The sequence below is a fragment of the Candidatus Kapaibacterium thiocyanatum genome (genome assembly GCA_001899175.1).
In the GTDB taxonomy this organism is placed as follows: Bacteria; Bacteroidota; Ignavibacteria; order Kapaibacteriales; family Kapaibacteriaceae; genus Kapaibacterium; species Kapaibacterium thiocyanatum.
The window spans coordinates 152,739-171,702 of record MKVH01000013.1 but is presented as its reverse complement, the minus strand read 5'-3'; the positions used below and the strand labels follow the sequence as shown (position 1 = coordinate 171,702).

Sequence of the window (18,964 nt, the reverse complement as noted above, 5' to 3'; positions counted from 1 at the left end):
CGTTTGGTACCATGATTGTACTACCGATTTCCGGGCTGCAGGACGGGGAGCACCCCTTTGACATTTCCGTTCCCGTCGCACGTATTCCGGACCTCCTCAGCGAGTTCACGGGAGACGTCCACGTACAGGGAACACTGACGAAGCACGAGCAACGGATTTCCCTCCAATGCACCGTACAGGCGTCAGCCAGGCTGGAATGCGACCGCTCACTCGAGATGTTCGACGAGCCGATCACGCTCCAGCTTCGAAGGGAATACGTCAAGGACACCTCGCGTGCCATCGAACAGGGCGCAGGGGCCGACGAAACCGAAGACGTCATTGCGATACGTGAAGATGCGCGGCACATCGACATCACCGACGATGTCCGCCAGGAACTGGCGCTGAGCCTGCCCATGCGCCGGGTCGCACCGCAATACCGGGACGTTCCGTTCAATGAGCTGTATCCCGATCTCGCCGATCGTGATGCGGAAGCGACGGACCCGGAGGTGGTGAACGAACGATGGGCAGCATTGAAGAAGTTGAAGGATATCTGAACCAGGAGTATTGTCATGCCTAATCCGAAACGACGCCATTCCAAGTCGCGCGGTGCCAAGCGCCGTACGCACTACAAGGCCTTCGCACCGGCAGTATCGAGCTGCCCGAACTGTGGCGCTGCCAAGCAGCCCCATATCGTATGCCACTCCTGTGGCTATTATAACGGTCGCAAGATCCTCACGGTAGATTAATCCTATGCCCGTCCGGGTCGTACTGGACGCCATGGGGGGTGATCACGCCCCCGCGAACGAGGTTATCGGTGCCATCCAGGCACTGAAAACCCTTGGCGGAGATGTGGAACTCATCCTGGTGGGTCGCGAGGAAGAATTGCAGCCTCTTCTCGCGAATAAGGAAGTGACGAGCGGTTGTCGCATCGTCCATGCTCCCGACGTCGTCGGCATGGGCGATGAACCCTCCTCGATCATCAAACACCGTCAGCAATCTTCATTGTATGTCGGCCTCGCTCTCATGCGCGATGGCCAAGCGGATGCCTTTGTCTCCGGTGGAAACACCGGAGCCGTGATGGCAACCGCTACGATGTTGTGCGGACGCCTTCCCGGGGTGAGCCGTCCTACCATCGGTTCCTTCTTCCCTACGAAGACAGGTCGCCCCTGTCTTCTCGTCGACGTCGGCGCCAACGTTGACAGTAAACCGAAGTTCCTCGGCGACTATGCCGTGATGGGCTCCGTCTACTGCAAGCAGATGATGGGCGTCGACGATCCTTCCGTCGGCCTGCTCAATGTGGGCGAGGAAGAGGGCAAGGGAACGGAAGTCGCGAAGGAAACCTACGACCTGCTCAGGACGAAGCCCATCCGTTTCATCGGAAACGTCGAAGGACGTGACGTGCTGGCCGGTACGGTCGACGTCATCGTCTGCGATGGCTTCGAAGGCAACATCGTCCTCAAGTTCGCGGAAAGCGTCCTCGGCTTTCTCAAGGCCAAGCTGCGCGCATATGCGGACAGGGGACTCGTCCAGAAGCTTCTCATCGGCGCCTTCGCCCCCGTACTGAAGTCCGCGCTGAAGGATATGGACTATCAGGAATACGGTGGTGTGCCCCTGCTCGGCATCAACGGCGTCGTCATCATCGGCCACGGCTCGTCGAGCCCTGTGGCCATTTCCAATATGATCGTGCGGGCCGTGGAAGTCGTCCGGAAGGACGTCAACGGCCATATCAAGGCGGCTCTGGCCGCCCCCTCCACATCACAGACGGAACACGCATGAAGGCCACAATAACAGCCATCGCCCATTCCGTACCTCCGGACGTCTACGACAACAAGTGGTTCGAAGAACGCATCGACACGAACGACGAATGGATCCAGTCCCGTACCGGTATCCGTGAACGTCATTTCGCGACCGAAGGCGGCGTCACGGACATCCTTCTTCCGGCCGCCGAGGAGGTGCTCCGGCAGCGTGGAATCACGGCGAACGACATCGACTGCATCATCCTCTGTACGGTCACCGCGGATCGCATCTTCCCGGCATCGGCCGCAATCCTGCAACGCAAGCTGGGTGCGACCAATGCCTGGGGATTCGACCTCTCGGCAGCGTGCTCGGGCTTCATCTACGGTATCGTCACGGCGGCCAAGCTCGTCGAGTCCGGTGCCGTACGCAACGTCCTGCTCTGCGGCGGGGACAAGATGAGCTCGATCATCAACTTCGAGGACCGCACCACGTGCGTGCTCTTCGGCGATGGCGGAGGCGTCGTCCTGCTCGAGAAGTCCGAGGACGATTCGTTCGGCGTTCTCGACCACATTCTCCGCATGGACGGCAACGGTGAGCAGCACCTGCATCAGAAGGCGGGCGGCAGCCTCCGTCCACCCACCCACGAAACCGTCGATGCACGCGAACACTTCGTCTATCAGGAAGGTCAGGCCGTCTTCAAGGCAGCCGTCAAGGGCATGGCCGACGTATCCTACGAGATCATGCACCGCAACGGACTCACGGCCGACGACGTGGCCTGGTTCGTACCGCACCAGGCGAACCTCCGCATCATCGATGCGGCAGCCGAGCGCATGGGCCTGTCGAAAGACAAGGTGATGGTCAACATCCAGCGCTACGGCAACACGACGGCGGGAACGATTCCGCTGTGTCTGTCGGAACTCTATCATAACGGGCAGTTGCATCGGGGCGACAACGTCGTCCTCGCCAGCTTCGGCGCAGGATACACCTGGGGCAGCGTCCTCCTCCGCTGGTCGCTCGATCCCGTAACCAAGGACAAGGCATGAAGGCATTGATGTTTTCAGGTCAAGGCTCGCAGTACGTGGGCATGGCCAGGGATCTCTCCGAGCGCTTCGATGCCGCCCGTGATCTCATCCGGCGTGCGGACGAAGTTCTGGGCTACGGCCTCAGCACGATCATGATGGACGGTCCGGAGCCGACGCTCAGGGAAACGCGCTATACGCAGCCGGCCCTGTTCGTCCACGAAGCCGCCCTGCTTGCCGTAACTGGTATCGAGAAGCATGCGGATGCCGTCGCGGGACATTCCCTTGGAGAATACTCGGCCCTCCATGCGGCCGGTGTACTGTCCTTCGAGGATGCCCTGCAACTCGTCCAGCTCCGTGCTACACTGATGTTCGACGCCGGTACGATCATTCCCGGTACGATGGCGGCCGTCGTCGGCCTCGACGACCGGGCCGTACGGACCCTCTGCGATGAACTCGATGGCGTCGACGGCAACGTCCTCGTCCCCGCGAACTTCAATTCGCCCGGACAGGTCGTGATCTCCGGTTCCGCGGAGTATCTTCGCGCCTGCATGCCTCGCTTCAAGGAGGCCGGTGCGAAGCTGGTCAAGGAACTGCAAGTCAGCGGCGCGTTCCACTCGCCCTTGCTGGCCGAGGCCGAGAAGCCGCTCGCGGAGCGGATCCACGCGACGACCTTCCATGACGCCCGCATCGACGTCTACGTGAACGTCAGCGCGACGGCCGTCCGCGAAGCTGGGGCGCTGAGGGACAGTGCCATCCGGCAGTTGACGTCGCCCGTGCTGTGGACGCAGACCCTGGAAGCGATGCAGCGTGCGGGAATCACCGAAGCCGTCGAAATAGGTCCCGGCAAGGTTCTGCAGGGACTGGCGAAGAGAACGATCGACAACGTGCAGTGCGACGGTATCGATACGGCCGATGATGTAGAACGCTATTTGTCGACGAAAGGATCATGACTATGTCCGCAACGACGCATGACGGCAAGGTATTCATCGTGACGGGCGGATCGCGTGGTATCGGCGAAGCCATCGTACGACGTCTGGCGGCCGAAGGCGGCCGCGTCTTCACGACGTACAATTCGCAACCCGAACGTGCGGAAGCCATCCGTGCGGAAATCGTGGCGGCGGGCGGCACGGTGGAGTATCTCCAGATCGACGTTTCGAACGAAGAGAGCGTCAAGGGCCTCATCGACCACGTCGTATCCACGGCCGGTCGCATCGACGGTCTCGTCAACAACGCAGGCATCACGCGCGACGGCCTCATCATGCGGATGAGTACGAAGGACTGGGACGACGTCCTGCGCACGAACCTCACCGGCGTGTTCTATGCATGCCGTGCCGTGGCACGTCCGATGATGTCGCAACGCTCGGGCCGGATCGTCAACATCGGCTCCATCGTAGGCCTCGGCGGCAATGCCGGACAGGTCAACTACAGTGCGGCGAAAGCCGGTCTCGTAGGGCTTACACGCTCGCTTGCGCGCGAACTTGCCTCTCGTAACATTTTAGTAAATTGCGTCGCTCCGGGCTATGTCGAGACCGACATGACGGACAAATTGACGGGGGATCAGAAATCGGCATTTACGGAGTCGGTTCCTCTCAAGCGTCCTGCGAGTCCCGATGAGATAGCCGGCGTGGTTTCCTTCCTGCTCTCCGATCAATCTTCCTATATCACCGGACAGGTTCTGAACGTGGACGGTGGGCTGGCGATGTAACTGTGAATGTTCGTTTCTTCAACTCAATTCTCTGAGGGTTTTTATGTCGACTGTGGCGCAAAAGGTGACCGAGATCATCGTCAACAAGCTTGGCGTTGAAGAATCGCAAGTCACGCCTGGTGCTTCGTTCACCAATGACCTCGGTGCGGACTCGCTCGACACCGTAGAGCTCATCATGGAGTTCGAACGTGCATTCAACATGACGATCGAAGATGCAGATGCCGAAAAGATCCAGTCTGTCGGCGACGCAATCACGTATATCGAATCTAAGGCTTCCTGATCCCGTTGAACTTTCGGTAGGTCCTATGCCGCGGAATAACGTTCCACGTATCGTCGTCACCGGCCTCGGTGCCGTCACTCCCATCGGAAACACCAAGGATGCGTTCTGGTCGGGAATGATGTCGGGCCGAAGTGGGGCAGCGCCCATCACACGGTTCGACGCGACGCAGTTTGAAACGCGCTTTGCCGCGGAGGTCAAGGATTACGATCCTCTTCTGCATATCTCGCGCAAGGAGGTCCAGCGCATGGACCTCTTTGCGCAGTTCGCCATGTCGGCGGCCATCATGGCCGTCGAGGATTCCGGCATCGACTTCGAAGTCACGAACCGTGAACGTACGGGCGTGATCTTCGGTTCCGGTATCGGCGGAATGTGGACCTACCACCATCAGCAACAGAATCTGTACGAACGACACGGCGTACCGGACCGGATCTCGCCGTTCTTCGTACCGATGCTCATCTCCGATATCGCTGCCGGCCATATCGCCATTCGTTACGGTCTCAAGGGACCGAACTACGGCACCGTATCGGCATGCGCAACGTCGTCGCACTCCATCGCCGATGCGCTCATGATCATGCAGCGCGGCATGGCCGACGTCATGCTCGCCGGTGGTTCCGAAGCCGTCGTCTGCCCCATGGGCATCGGTGGCTTCAACGCCATGAAAGCGCTCTCGACGCGGAACGACGATCCCTCCACGGCCAGCCGTCCGTTCGACAAGGACAGGGACGGCTTCGTCATGGGTGAAGGGGGAGGCGTTCTCGTCCTCGAAACCCTCGAACACGCCATGAATCGTGGCGCTACCATCTATGCGGAAATCTGCGGCATCGGTCTTACCGATGATGCCTTCCACATCACGCAACCCGCTCCGGGTGGTGAAGGTGCAGTACGCTCCATGCGCCTCGCCATCGAGGACGCAGGCCTGCTTCCTTCGGATATCGACTACATCAACGCTCACGGTACGTCGACGCCGTTCAACGACCGGTCCGAATCGGCAGCCATCCGCACGGTATTCGGCGATCATGCCGATACCATGTCCGTCAGCTCCACGAAGTCGATGACGGGCCATCTTCTCGGCGCCGCCGGCGCCGTCGAAGCCGTGGCCACGGCCCTGGCGCTGAAGGAACAGATCGCTCCGCCGACCATCAACCAGTTCACCCCCGACCCGGATTGTACGCTCGACTACGTCGCCAATACGCCCAAACCGCGCCGTATACGCGCGGCCCTGAGCAATACCTTCGGCTTCGGCGGTCATAACGCCACGTTATGCTTCAAGGCATTCGAAGAATGATAACGGCCGTACGGCCACCACGACGAGGACGTACGTGAAGGATATCGTTCGCCAGCTCTACAGCAACCTGCTCAAGTTCACGTCGGTGAGAGGATCATCGGGCGACGCCGTCTCCCGTGAACTGTTCCCGCCGATGAACGTCCTGTCCGCCCAACGGGTGACGGAGCTGGAGGCCACTCTCGGCGTCACTATCCACAACCCGGCCATGTTCGAGCAGGCGCTGACGCACCGTTCCTACCTCCAGGTCGCCAATACGCCCGACCACCGCTCCAACGAACGGCTGGAATTCCTCGGTGATTCCATCCTGGGCATGGTGACGGCCGAATACCTGTTCTACAACAACAGGGAAGTGCTCGAGGGCGAACTCACGAAGATGCGCTCCTGGCTGGTGAACAAGAAATCGCTCGCCATCTGCGCCCGTGCCATGCACCTCGAGGACTTCCTCTTCCTCAGCTTCAGCGCGAAGCAGTCGCTCCAGCGCGGCAACGACAGTATGCTCGCCGATGCCCTGGAAGCGATCATCGCTGCCGTCTACGTGGACCGTGGCTTCGACGAGGTACGGAAGTTCATCGTGAACAAGCTCCTGCCCATCATGGTCAAGGAAAGTCTCGTCCACGATACCAACTTCAAGAGTCTCCTGCTGGAAGACGTGCAGAGCAGGGGCCATGCCGCCCCGCGCTACGTCGTCGTCCTCGAGGAAGGACCCGATCACGAGAAACAGTTCACGGTGGAAGTCTACGTGGACGACCGCTGCATCGGCAAGGGAACGGGGCGGACGAAGAAGGACGCCGAACAACGGGCCGCAGAGCTCGGCCTGGAACACCTGAATCGCCGCCGTGAACGCACGCGACGCCGCAGGCACTCCAGCAACGAGAACGAAGCCCCGTCTCACTAAAACAGCCTGCTGTTGCGTCTCAACGGCCTGGTAACAAACCGTGGTTCTGGACGTCAGGCTATCTGACATCGACAAGGAACGAACGCATGCGTCGGCTGACCTCACTCTCCCTTCTTCTCATGCTCGCCGTAGCGCCCATGCTGGCACAGATCGGCGGCAGCCTGCCTTTCGGCAAGAACAAGGTTCAATACGAAAAATTCAAGTGGCGCTTCATACAGTCGGAGAACTTCGACGTCTACTTCCATGAAGGCGGCGAATATGCCGCGAAGTTCACGGCACTGAAGGCCGAAAAAGCCCTCACGGAAATCGAAGGCACGCTGACGTATTCGATCACGAAGCGCATCGTCTTCATCGTCTATAACTCGCACAACCAGTTCCAGCAGACGAACGTCCTCGACGAATTCATGTCGGAGGGAATCGGTGGTGTGACCGAGCTCTTCAAGAACCGTATCGTGATTCCGTTCGAAGGCGACTACCAGAAGTTCGCCCACGTCATCCATCACGAACTCGTGCATGCCGTCCTGAACGACATGTTCTACGGCGGCTCCATCCAGTCCCTTCTCAGCAACAACGTCCGCGCCATCATTCCCATCTGGATGAACGAAGGCTTCGCGGAATATTCGAGCACGGGTGGGCTGGACATCAAGACGGACCAGTTCATGCGCGACGTGGCCGTAAGCGAATACCTCCGCGGCCTGAACCAGCTCAACGGCTACTTCGCCTATCGCGGTGGCCAGGCATTCTGGTGGTACGTGGCCGAGAAGTACGGCAAGGGCAAGGTGGGCGAGGTGTTCAACAGGTTCCGCTCCATCGGCGACGTCAATCAGACCTTCCGTGCTGCCTTCGGCATGACGTACGAAGAGATGTCGGATCAGTGGGCGAAGGACATCAAGAAGTTCTACTTCCCGGACGTCGACAAGTACGAATACGTCGAAGACTATTCGACGCGTCTGACCAATCACCAGAAGGAAGACAACTTCTACAACACGTCGCCGGCCGTTTCTCCGGACGGTGAGCGTGTGGCCTTCATTTCCGACCGTGACGGAACCTTCGGTCTCTACGTCATGGAACTGGCGACGAAGAAGGTACGAAAGCTGCAGAGCAGCGGTCGCAGCACGGATTTCGAGGAGCTGAACTTCCTCACACCCGGCATCTCATGGGATCCTGCCGGGAAACGTCTTGCCGTCGGTGCCAAGTCCGGCGGCCAGGACGCCCTCTACATCATCGACGTCGACGGCGGGGGATACGACAGGAAGGAATTCGGATTCCAGACGATGGGCGGCGTATCGTGGTCGCCGGACGGGAAGTACATCGTCTTCGACGCCGCACCGGGTGGAACCCAGTCCGACCTGTACGCCTACGGCATCGACAATGACTCGCTACGTCAGCTCACCAACGATGTCTTCACGGACATGGAGCCGGCATGGGCCCCCGACGGCCGCACGATCTACTTCATCTCGGATCGCGGACGATTCGTGGATGGCGGCGAGACCATCGACAACTTCGCGATGTGGACGCATGACGTCTCGCAACGCGACATCTACAGCATCACGCTCGACTCCGGTTCGATCAGACGCATCACGAACGATCCTTCGGTCGGGAAGTACTCCATCGTCGTGGCACCCGACCATCGCAGCATCCTCTACGTAGCCGACTACAACGGTATCGGCAACCTCTGGGAACTGAGTCTCGCGACGGGCGAACGCCACGCGCGCACGAACTCGCTGCAGGAAGTCAGCCAGATCTCGATCACGAAGGACGGCACCAAGATGCTGTTCTCGTCGCAGAACCGCGTCGGCTACGACCTCTTCCTTCTCAAGTTCCCGTTCGAGCAGAAAGAGCGCGATACGCTTCCGCTCACGAAGTTCCGCCAGCAGGAACTCGACAACCGCAACTCGCTGTCGGCCATCATGCTCAACCTCGACGCACCGCGTCCGGACAGTGTGGCCGCCTACGGGAACTTCGACATCGACTTCAGCCGCCAGAAGGTCGTGCCGCCGAACGAGGACGTCGTCGTGAAGGGTGCGACGGAAGGCGGCAACAAGGACAGCGTGAACACCGACTTCACGCCGAAGGACTATCGCGTATCGTTCAGTCCGGACGTCATCACCGGCAATGCCGGCTACAGTAACTGGTACGGCGCGCAGGGAACAGCACAGATGCTGTTCACGGACATGATGGGCGATCACGAGATCTACTTCCAGGCCAATCTCTTCCTCGATCTCAGCAACAGCAACTTCTACCTGTCCTACGGCTACCTGCCGGACATCGTCGACTATCGTGTGGCGGCCTTCCACAACGCCGGCTATACCTACATCGGCTCCGTCCTCTTCCGTCTGCGCAACTACGGCATGACGTTGTGGGGATCGTATCCCTTCAGCAGATACTCACGGTTCGACCTCGGCATCCAGGCCATGGCCATGTCGCGCGAGAACATCGACTTCCCGACGTCGCCGTCACTGTCCCGCTTCGTGACGGTACCGCAGGCTTCCTACGTCTACGACAACACGCTGCAGGGATTCTGGGCTCCGGTCGACGGAACCCGCGCGAACCTCACCGTCGAAGGATCGCCGAAACTCGGCAACAACGGTCTCGGCTTCGTGACGCTGCGCACCGACCTTCGCGAATACATCCATCTCGGCGGAGCGTATTCGATCGCACTGCGTGGTGCAGGCGGTATGAGCATGGGCGCCAATCCGCAGAAATTCTTCATCGGCGGTACGGACAACTGGTTCAACCGCTTCTTCTCCGCCAACGGATGGCCCTTCGTCAATCCCGAGGATTTCGCCTTCACACGACCGGGATGGCCGCTGCGCGGATGGGGGATCAACGAACGCTACGGATCGAAGTACTTCATCGGTAACGCCGAATTCCGGTTCCCGCTGCTCTTCGCCTTCCAGGCCGGCCCCATTCCCGCCCTGTTCCAGGGTCTGCAGGCCCAGCTCTTCCTCGACATGGGCGGTGCGTTCGACGACGGTAACCGTGCCTATACGCCGGATGGGAACATCGCTTCCAATCCGATCCTCTACAGCACCGGTTTCGGCATACGATCGCTCGCACTGGGCCTGCCGCTGCGTTTCGACGTGGCATGGCGGCGCGAAGCGTCGGGAATATTCTCCCAACCGGTCTACCTGTTCTCGCTCGGAGCGGACTTCTAGTCCCTCAGGGAGTATCCCGCCCGTGCATTCGTGCGGCTCGTCACCTGGGCGATGACGAAGTCGACCTGCGATTGAGGAACGTCGACGTCGAACGTCACCGCGTCGGCATAGATGGGCAGGAAGGGGATATCCAGTTCTTCCAGCAGCCCGGTGATACGGGCGATATCGTCGTACGTGCAGAAAATGGAGAGCGGACGGGTCTGGACGACCTTGCGGCGGGGACACGAGGCGAGTACGTCCGTGGCCGCTTCCGAATACGCCCGTGCGAGACCTCCCGTGCCGAGCTTGATTCCGCCGAAATAACGCACTACGACCACTACCGAATCCGTCAATTGCGCCTTCTGGAGACAGAAGAGGATCGGTTTGCCCGCGGTACCCGACGGTTCGCCGTCATCGGACATGCGATAATCGAGACCATGCTGCCCCAGACGGTAGGCGAAGCAGTGGTGAACGGCATCGAAGAACTCTTTTCTCAAACGCTCGACGTAGGCCATCGCGTCCTCCCTCGCGGGGCTGTGTAACGCACAGGCAAGGAAGACCGAACGTTTGATGGTAATTTCGGCTCTCGTTTCGGCAGCTACGGTCCAATATTCGTCAGTTGCCATCACGTACTGGAAAAAGGAAGTGCATGCGTATCGGAATGGTCTGTTATCCAACATACGGTGGCAGCGGTGTGCTCGCGACCGAACTCGGCCAGGAACTGGCACGGCGTGGTCACAGCGTCCACTTCATCACCTATGCCCAGCCCATGAGGCTGGACAGGTTCCAAGATAACATCTACTATCATGAGGTGGAGACGCCGACGTATCCACTGCTCGAATTCAATCTCTACACCCTGGCTCTGGCAGGCAAGATCATCGACGTCGCCAAGTACGAGAACCTCGATATCCTGCACGTCCACTATGCCATTCCGCATGCCATCAGCGGATATCTGGCGCGGGAGATCATGCAGGGCTCCAAGCCCATGCGCCTCATCACGACGCTGCATGGCACGGACATCACCCTCGTCGGACTCGAACCGTCCTTCCATCCTCTCGTGAAGTTCTCACTGGAGCGTTCGGACGTCGTGACGGCCGTATCGGGCTTCCTGCAGGAGAAGACGCGGCAGAACTTCGCGCCCGACATGTCCATACGCGTGATCCCTAACTTCGTGGATACGAACCTGTATCAGCGTACGCGGTGCACGCAACTGGAACGTCAGATACGCGGCAACGGCGAACACATTCTCATGCACGTATCCAACTTCCGTCCGGTGAAGAGGGTACAGGACTGCATCCACATCCTCTCCGAAGTACGCAAGAGCATCAATGCCACGCTGCTCCTGGTGGGCGATGGCCCCGAACGTTCCGAAGCCGAACGGCTCGTGCGCGATCTCGGTCTCGTCGATCACGTGAAGTTCCTCGGAAAGCAGTCGGCCCTGCCGGAAATCCTTTCCGTGGCCGACATCTTCCTTCTTCCGAGCCAGCAGGAGAGTTTCGGTCTGTCGGCCCTCGAGGCCATGAGCTGTTCGGTGCCCGTCGTGGCCACGAACATCGGCGGCATTCCGGAAGTCGTCGCGCACGGAGATACGGGCTACATCGCCGAACTCGGCGATGTGCAACGCATGGCCAAGTACTGCGTCGAACTGCTCTCCAATCCCAAGAAGCTCAACATCTTCAGCGAGAACGCGCGCAAACGCGCCGTGGAGAAGTTCGACATCTCCCTCATCGTCCCCCAGTACGAAGCCCTGTACGAAGAGGCCCTGATGTCAGGCGTCACCGAACTGTCGTAGCGTATTTTCGAACCATCCTTCAGCATTCCACCCCGATCATGACAGAGACACTGACCTATCTTGCCGAGAATGCCGCACGATTCGATGCGGAACTGCACGACTTCCTCTCCATTCCCAGCGTCAGCACGGACCCGTCGGCGATTCCCGACGTCCGCCGTTGCGCCGAATGGCTCGCGGCACATCTTACGTCCATCGGCATGCCGGATGTCCGCGTCCTGGACACACCCGGCCACCCCATCGTCTATGCCGAGCATCTCGGTGCCGGACCCGACAAGCCGACGGTATTGTTCTACGGTCACTACGATGTCCAGCCCGTCGATCCCATCGACCTGTGGACCACGCCGCCCTTCGCGCCCGAAGTGCGTGACGGCAGGATCTATGCCCGTGGTGCGACGGACGACAAGGGACAGGTCTTCCTGCATGTCAAGGCTCTCGAAGCGCTGATCGCCACGACCGGTGGTCTCCCCGTCAACGTCAAGTTCCTCATCGAAGGCGAAGAGGAAATCGGCAGTCCGAACCTCGCTCCCTTCGTTCGGCAGCATGCGGACATGCTCCGATGCGATGCCGTCGCGGTGTCGGATACACCAATGTTCGCTCCGGGTATCCCTGGTCTCGTCTACGGACTGCGCGGCCTGGCCTATCTTCAGATCGACGTCCAGGGTCCCGATCGCGACCTGCATTCGGGATCGTACGGCGGCGCCGTCAACAACCCGCTCAACGCGCTCGCGAGTATCCTCGCACAACTGAAGGATGTAAGGACCGGACGTATCCTCGTTCCCGGATTCTACGACGAAGTCCTGTCGCTCGACGACACGGAACGCATGGAGCTCGGACAACTCGAATACGACGACCAGCGTCTGAAGGATGACGTCGGTGTCGATACTCTCTATGGCGAAGAAGGATATTCGACGCTCGAACGCCTGTGGGCACGGCCCACACTGGACGTCAACGGCATGCTCGGCGGATTCACCGGCGAAGGTGCGAAAACCGTTCTTCCTGCGAAAGCCATGGCGAAGGTCAGCATGCGACTCGTGCCACATCAGCGCACCGCCGATATCGTAAAGAAGTTTACCGACTACATCCAGCGGATCGCACCTCAGGGAGTGACCGTCACCGTCACCGATCTCCACGGTGCCGATCCCGTCCTCGTGCCCAGGGATACGAAGGCCATGCATGCCGCCGCCAGGGCGATGGAGGAAACGTTCGGTCAGCGCTGCCGCTTCACACGAGAAGGTGGTTCCATTCCGGTCGTCCTGCTCTTCGACACCGTGCTCAAGGCTCCGACGGTGCTGATGGGCTTCGGGCTCAACAACGAGAACGCCCATTCGCCGGACGAACACTTCGACATGTCGAACTTCCATGAAGGCATGAAGGCGGCCGCACGGTTCTACACGAACATGGGACAGGACGGAACGTCATGACGCAACGGAGAGCCGAAGCACTGCTTCTGCTGATCACGTGCCTGTGGGGCGGTACGTTCGCCATCATCAAGGATGCGCTCGTAACGACATCTCCGGCCGTCTTCGTCCTCCTGCGTTTCGGCCTCGCCCTCGTCATGGCCATCGCCATCTGGCCACGTGCGATGCGTGGCTGGAATCGCCGTCTCGTGATGCGCGGCATGGCGCTCGGCAGTCTCTATGGCATCTGCCTGTTGCTCCAGTCCGTCGGACTGACGAGCATCTCGGCTTCATCGAGTGCCTTCATCACCGGATCGGCCATCATCTTCGTCCCGTTCATCCACCGCGGCGTCACGGGCACATCCATCAGGCCCAGGCATCTCGTCGCTGCGGTGATCGTCGTCGTCGGCCTCTGGCTGCTGACCGAGGCAAGCATGGGCGGATTCAGGATAGGCGACATCGTGACGTTGATCAGCGCACTCCTGTGGGCATTCTACCTGACCTACATCGACGTCTGGACGTCCGAGCTGCGCGACGATCCGGACAAGCAGAACGCCCTGGTCATCATGCAGTTCGGTATGACGGTCATCCTGGCAGGCATCACCGAACTCATCCTCGAAGGAGGCGCCTTCCGGTTCACGTGGAATACCTCCATCGTCTGGAGTCTGTTGTACTGCTCCGTCGTCGCCTCCGTACTCGCGACCTGGGTGCAGACGCGCTTCCAGCAATACACGCATCCGGTCCGTGCCGGCATGATCTTCGCCGTCGAGCCGCTCGCCGCTTCGGCCATCGCCTTCGTGGCGTTCGACGAATCCTGGTCCATGGCCAAGGTCGTCGGCGCGATCATCATGCTTGCTGGCATGATCCTTCCGGATTATCTCGCATCACGTCGAACCATCACGACAACGACATCATGAACGACATCACTTCGGAGAAGAAGACGGTACGTACGGCTGCACTAGAATCGCGTGCGCACATCAAGGACGACGAACGGTCGTTCTGGAATCAGTTGATCTTCGAGCGGGCTCACAAGATCAGGGCCTTCCAGCTAGCGAAGCGCATTCACGTCTATCGCGATATCCGTGGGGAAGTGGCGACGATGCCCTTCATCGAATACGCCTGGGCCACGGGCAAGGACGTCTACGTTCCTGTCGTCGTAGCCGATGTCATGCGCCACGTACGGGTCACGCATGCCACGCGATGGGCGCCGGGCGGCTTCGGCATCCACGAGCCCGTTCCGGATGAACATGGCGATACGACGGACGACGACGGCTTCACGACGAACGACGTCGTCATCGTTCCGCTGGCGGCCTTCGATGCCTCCTGCAACAGGGTCGGTTACGGAAGGGGATTCTACGACCGCTTCCTTTCGGCGACCGATGCCGTCAGCATCGGCCTCGCCTACGAATGCCAGAAGGTCGCGAAGGTACCGGTCGACATCCACGACGTTCCTCTGCGCTGCGTCGTTACGGAACGGCAGGTATACGTACGCGACTGACGTCTCAACAACAACCCGATCGATCATCGTCCATGCTCATGCCGAACATCCCACGACCATCGTCCGCGATCCTGAGTGTCCTGCTCGTCATGCTCTGTGCGACCACGACGATGCATGCCGACTGTACCGATACGATGCTTCTCGGCAACGAGGAACCGCTCGTCAAATACGGTATCGATTCCACAGGACACTGGTGGGCGATCACGCAGCCGTTCGAGGGAATAGAACATCTCTACGTCGATGGCAAGCGCTACGGTCCGTTCAACAGGATCGAACCACCGATATTCTCCCGCAGTGGAGCCAGTTGGGGAACCATCGGCGAACGCAACACGCAATGGTCCATCGTCACCGCCGAAGGAAGCAGGCATATCGAAGGAACCGGGCTGGAATCGCTGATGTATCCGCCGGCCAGCGACGAGCTCTGGTATGTCGTCCTCAACGGAACCGATCGCGTACTCACGAACGGCCAGCGAACCTATCGATGTCTGAATCCAACGGGTACGTTCGCCTTCGATCCGGCGGGGATCACCGTATGGTACGTCGGCCAGCGCGGGAACTCCCAGGCTCTGGTCCGCAACGGTGAGGACGTCGCACTAGGCGAGAGCATCCAGCTCGGAGGTATCTGGGCCGATGCCCGTCCGTTCTATGCGATAGGAAACGGAGCGCGATATACGGTCTATCTCGGTGACGAGGAACTCGCATCCAACCTGACCTTCGTGAACATGCTCCAGGTGAATCCTTCCGGAACGGTCTGTGCATTCTCCGCGGCCAGCACCGGTCCGGCCTACGTCTACATGTACACGGATGACTACATCCAGCCCTGGATGAGTCCGGTCGTGGAAGGTATCTCGGACGTCACGCTCAGCCCGGCAGACCCGCTCGTCGCCTATCGTGCGACGCGGCGCGGTACCAGGGTCATCATGTTCAACAACGCCGATTATTCGGCAGGACTCGAAACGGGTCCGTTGACGTTCTCGAACAACGGTGCCTTCCTGGTCTATGCCGGGCGCGACAGCGAAGAGTTCTTCGCCGTCAACGGCAAACGCTATCGTGTCAAGGGACGGGTCAGCACGGGCGCCCGGCTCGCAGTCCATCCGACGAAGCACTACGTCGGATACTCGTCCGCCACGACGCTCGTCATGTGGGACGTCGAACTCGACATCATGCGTCTTGGCCGCATGTGCGACAGTGCGGGCCCGACCGTCTACGACGTCAAGGCGGATGCGTTCAAGGCCCTCGGCGTGTACGGCGGACGTCTCTTCCTCATGACCTGCAAGCCGTAGATGCATATCGCTCCGACGAGTGCACGCACCTCCCAAACATGTTGGTGCTCGCCTGCGGCCTGCCTATCTTCGCAGTCACATCACACTGAAATTCCAATGCGATTCATCGTTTCAACGGAGATCGACGGCCGTTCCGCAGCCGTCGATCTCGATGCGAAGGGTACGGCAGCGACGGACGGTATGACGGTACGGCTCGAACCGACGGGACGACGCCATGTATGGCAGGCGGACATCGACGGAACGACGGTTCCCGTCGTTATCACGAGCGACGGCATCAGCCATGTCGCCATTTCCCTGCGTGGCTATACCTACACCGCCAAGGTCATCGACGAACGTCACGACGCCCTTCTCGCCATCCTCCAGGCTTCGCCGGCCGCGCAGTCGCGCGTGGTACGCGTGGCCGCACCGATGCCCGGACTTCTGAAGACCATCCTCACGTCAACCGGCACGACGGTCAAGAAGGGCGACACCCTGTTCACGCTCGAGGCCATGAAGATGGAGAATGCCATCAAGTCGCCGATCGCCGGTATCATCCAGCATCTGACCGCACAGGAAGGGATCGCCGTGGAAAAGGGCACGTTGCTGTGCGCCGTGGAACCAACTCATTGACCAACTCGTCGATATCGACATGAAACACATCATCCTTCTCGCCGCCCTCTCCCTTTTCACCGCCGCGACGCAGGCACAGACGTGGAAAGCACTGCCCGGAACGGAACCCTACGTACATCGCATCAAGGTCTTCAGCTCGCCCGACGCCCTGGTCGTATGCGGCGATTCCGCACCTCCGCTGTACGAAGACGCGAACGCCAACATGGAATACTATTCCGGAATGGGCTATCGCATCAGCAGCAACGATGGGGGAACGTGGAGCGATCCGGTCCTGAAGGGATATTCCGTACGCGACATTCTCCGTCTACCCGCCGATTCCCGCTACTGGATCGCTGCAGTCATCAAGCCCTTCTCCTTCACCGGAGGCCTCGTCCGCTCCACCAATGCCGGTGAAGAGTGGTCGACGCAACCGGAGAACGACCTCATGAAGATCGAACAGTTCCTCGTGCGTGCCTACGATCCGCCGCTGATCATGACGGCACAGGTCAATACCAGCGATGGTTTCCAGACGTCGACCGATTCGTGCAAGACGCTCGTACGCCCGGGTAACGAGCCGGTATCCACACGCAGCATCGCCATCAGCGAAGCCGACACGGCCCTGGTCTTCATGGCCGGTGACGGTCGCGGCCTGCCGGGCGTGTTGTGGTCACGGGACAACGGCGTCACATGGTCCAAGGATTCCATCGGCCTCGAAGGCAAGCGTGTCCTCTGCGTATGGCCCTCGCGCTTCCACTCCAACGTCGTTTACTGTGGTACGGACTCCATCGTCGGCACGTCCAGCGTCGGCACCGGCATGTTCAAGAGCAACGATACCGGACGCACGTGGTTCAGGCTGAAGGGAACGGAGAACACGCGCATCTGGCGCATTCTCGAACATCCGACGTGGGGCAGCGCCCTTCTCGCTGCGGCCGACACGAGAGGTATCCTCGTCTCCAATAACTGGGGCGATGGCTGGGAACAGTGGAACGACGGTCTTCCTCAGGACGTCATCGTACGCACCGTCGAACTGACGCGTGATCAGCTCCCGACAGGAAAGATGGCCGCCTACTGCGGCACGTACGGTCACGGCGTATTCAAGTCGGGCATCATCACGACCGGCGTGAACGAGGACGGCGGCAGGCCTGTCGCCGGTGTCAGCATCGCACCCAATCCCGTCGTCGACGTCGCATCCATCGTCGTGGCTACGGACGACGCGGGGGAGATCGGTCTCGAACTCTACGACGTCACCGGACGCATGCTGATGGCGGCCCAGCCTTCACAACGCGACGGCCGTGCGGTACGCTTCCAGATCGACACGCGCATGTTGCCGTCGGGCGCCTACCGTATCGTCGTCCGCACGACGTCGACGATCCACACCGCATCCTTACTCCATTAGGAGCAGGGTCTGCCAGGCTTCGTCCACCATCGCCTTGCGGAGGAATTCCTGCGCGATACGGTGCCGGGCATTCCTGTCGTGGCGTTGTCCTGAATTCATGAACACATAGAGTGCGGCTTCAGGCTTGCCGGCGGCCAGTTCGACATCGATGGAATCCGCCGTGAACTCCGACGTGAAGGTCGGGAAGGATCCATCGAGCATGGGTAATACCTGGACGCCTGCGAGCTTCGCCAGATCGTTTCCGGTAAGGATGTCGCTTTCGCGGATATGATCGGGCAGCGCATCCACGCCGATACCGTTCCATGTGGGCTTGTGCACTTCGAAGACGGCCTCGGGCGACACCCGGCTGTAGTAATTGTAGCCCATGCGGGCGACCAGATCCATCCGCCGCGGATCGATGCGTCCATCCACCATGACGCTGTCCGATACATGGAAGCAGATGGCTTCCAGCAACAGGATATTACCGTTGCCGCCGATATCGCGCCGCAGCTCGATGCTTTCCATCAGCCGGCATTCCATGATGAACGGGGACTCGGCTACACCGGGCGGGGTCACATACGACGAAGGACGCTTCGTCAAGCCCGACTTCACGAATTCGTCCACGCCTCGCGGGTACTCGCACGAGGCCAGGTTCACGCTTTCCACCATCGAATAGGTGCAGGCGCTGATGGTACATTCACCCGTTTCCAGAATGTTCAGCCACGTGTCCTTCGCCACACCCGTACGGGCGCTCACGGCCGGTCCGATGGCCACGATCGGAGGCCTCGACGAGTAGGCGTTGAAGAAGGAAAACGGGCTCAGATTGACGTGTCCTTCACGGTCCTGACTGGCGACGAAGGCGATGGGACGGGGGGCGACGCCGCTGAGCAGCAACTGGTGGCGATCACGATGGGGAAGGTCTTCGGGGAGGATCGTCTTCATGAAGGGCGTATACGTTGATGATGCATGGAGATATGCGAAATTGCGCTCT

The 18,964-nt window shown here is 60.1% G+C and carries 18 protein-coding genes; 16 read left to right on the top strand and 2 right to left on the bottom strand.

Going from position 1 to position 18,964, the window contains the following annotated elements; genetic code table 11:
* The first annotated feature begins 11 nt into the window (after positions 1 to 11).
* The 9 genes from BGO89_02615 (at position 12) to BGO89_02575 (ending at position 10,061) form a co-directional block, all read left to right on the top strand.
* Complete coding sequence (locus BGO89_02615; GenBank protein OJX59329.1) at positions 12 to 533, top strand: hypothetical protein; 522 nt, start codon at positions 12 to 14, stop codon at positions 531 to 533.
* Between the two features lie 196 nt (positions 534 to 729).
* Entirely contained in the window at positions 730 to 1,755 is a 1,026-nt protein-coding gene (locus tag BGO89_02610) for a hypothetical protein (GenBank protein OJX59328.1), read from the top strand.
* Positions 1,752 to 2,759, top strand: a complete 1,008-nt coding sequence (locus BGO89_02605) for a 3-oxoacyl-ACP synthase (protein ID OJX59327.1) — start codon at positions 1,752 to 1,754, stop codon at positions 2,757 to 2,759. Before BGO89_02610 ends, BGO89_02605 begins: the two co-directional genes overlap by 4 nt.
* Positions 2,756 to 3,688, top strand: coding sequence for a [acyl-carrier-protein] S-malonyltransferase (locus BGO89_02600; protein ID OJX59326.1), 933 nt, complete (start codon positions 2,756 to 2,758; stop codon positions 3,686 to 3,688). The genes BGO89_02605 and BGO89_02600 overlap by 4 nt, the downstream gene beginning before the upstream one ends.
* Before the next feature lie 2 nt (positions 3,689 to 3,690).
* Positions 3,691 to 4,443, top strand: a complete 753-nt coding sequence (locus tag BGO89_02595; protein ID OJX59325.1) for a 3-oxoacyl-[acyl-carrier-protein] reductase — start codon at positions 3,691 to 3,693, stop codon at positions 4,441 to 4,443.
* A 43-nt stretch (positions 4,444 to 4,486) separates the two neighbouring features.
* Positions 4,487 to 4,723: an acyl carrier protein gene (locus BGO89_02590; GenBank protein ID OJX59324.1), complete on the top strand. Its 237-nt coding sequence runs from the start codon at positions 4,487 to 4,489 to the stop codon at positions 4,721 to 4,723.
* Positions 4,724 to 4,748: 25 nt separating this feature from the next.
* Positions 4,749 to 6,008: a beta-ketoacyl-[acyl-carrier-protein] synthase II gene (locus tag BGO89_02585; protein ID OJX59323.1), complete on the top strand. Its 1,260-nt coding sequence runs from the start codon at positions 4,749 to 4,751 to the stop codon at positions 6,006 to 6,008.
* Positions 6,009 to 6,141: 133 nt separating this feature from the next.
* Entirely contained in the window at positions 6,142 to 6,903 is a 762-nt protein-coding gene (locus BGO89_02580; GenBank protein OJX59426.1) for a ribonuclease III, read from the top strand.
* A gap of 86 nt (positions 6,904 to 6,989) precedes the next feature.
* The gene (locus BGO89_02575; protein ID OJX59322.1) at positions 6,990 to 10,061 is read left to right on the top strand and encodes a hypothetical protein; all 3,072 of its coding nucleotides are present in this window, start codon (positions 6,990 to 6,992) and stop codon (positions 10,059 to 10,061) included.
* Here the strand turns inward: BGO89_02575 and BGO89_02570 are convergent.
* Entirely contained in the window at positions 10,058 to 10,666 is a 609-nt protein-coding gene (locus BGO89_02570; GenBank protein ID OJX59321.1) for a hypothetical protein, read from the bottom strand. The two genes, BGO89_02575 and BGO89_02570, sit on opposite strands and share 4 nt — an antisense overlap.
* A gap of 23 nt (positions 10,667 to 10,689) precedes the next feature.
* Here BGO89_02570 and BGO89_02565 point away from each other — a divergent pair, with 23 nt between their 5' ends.
* The 7 genes from BGO89_02565 to BGO89_02535 all read left to right on the top strand — a co-directional run bounded on the left by BGO89_02565 (position 10,690) and on the right by BGO89_02535 (position 17,994).
* Entirely contained in the window at positions 10,690 to 11,832 is a 1,143-nt protein-coding gene (locus BGO89_02565; protein OJX59320.1) for an N-acetyl-alpha-D-glucosaminyl L-malate synthase BshA, read from the top strand.
* 38 nt (positions 11,833 to 11,870) lie between these two features.
* Positions 11,871 to 13,253: a peptidase M20 gene (locus tag BGO89_02560; GenBank protein ID OJX59319.1), complete on the top strand. Its 1,383-nt coding sequence runs from the start codon at positions 11,871 to 11,873 to the stop codon at positions 13,251 to 13,253.
* On the top strand, positions 13,250 to 14,146 hold the full coding sequence (locus tag BGO89_02555; protein OJX59318.1) for a hypothetical protein: 897 nt from the start codon (positions 13,250 to 13,252) through the stop codon (positions 14,144 to 14,146). Before BGO89_02560 ends, BGO89_02555 begins: the two co-directional genes overlap by 4 nt.
* On the top strand, positions 14,143 to 14,727 hold the full coding sequence (locus BGO89_02550; GenBank protein OJX59317.1) for a 5-formyltetrahydrofolate cyclo-ligase: 585 nt from the start codon (positions 14,143 to 14,145) through the stop codon (positions 14,725 to 14,727). Before BGO89_02555 ends, BGO89_02550 begins: the two co-directional genes overlap by 4 nt.
* A 32-nt stretch (positions 14,728 to 14,759) precedes the next feature.
* Positions 14,760 to 16,010: a hypothetical protein gene (locus BGO89_02545; GenBank protein ID OJX59316.1), complete on the top strand. Its 1,251-nt coding sequence runs from the start codon at positions 14,760 to 14,762 to the stop codon at positions 16,008 to 16,010.
* Positions 16,011 to 16,106: 96 nt separating this feature from the next.
* Positions 16,107 to 16,619: a hypothetical protein gene (locus BGO89_02540; protein ID OJX59315.1), complete on the top strand. Its 513-nt coding sequence runs from the start codon at positions 16,107 to 16,109 to the stop codon at positions 16,617 to 16,619.
* Positions 16,620 to 16,638: 19 nt separating this feature from the next.
* Complete coding sequence (locus BGO89_02535; protein ID OJX59314.1) at positions 16,639 to 17,994, top strand: hypothetical protein; 1,356 nt, start codon at positions 16,639 to 16,641, stop codon at positions 17,992 to 17,994.
* Here the strand turns inward: BGO89_02535 and BGO89_02530 are convergent.
* Positions 17,983 to 18,915, bottom strand: coding sequence for a hypothetical protein (locus BGO89_02530; protein ID OJX59313.1), 933 nt, complete (start codon positions 18,913 to 18,915; stop codon positions 17,983 to 17,985). The genes BGO89_02535 and BGO89_02530 overlap by 12 nt on opposite strands.
* Positions 18,916 to 18,964 lie beyond the last annotated feature (49 nt).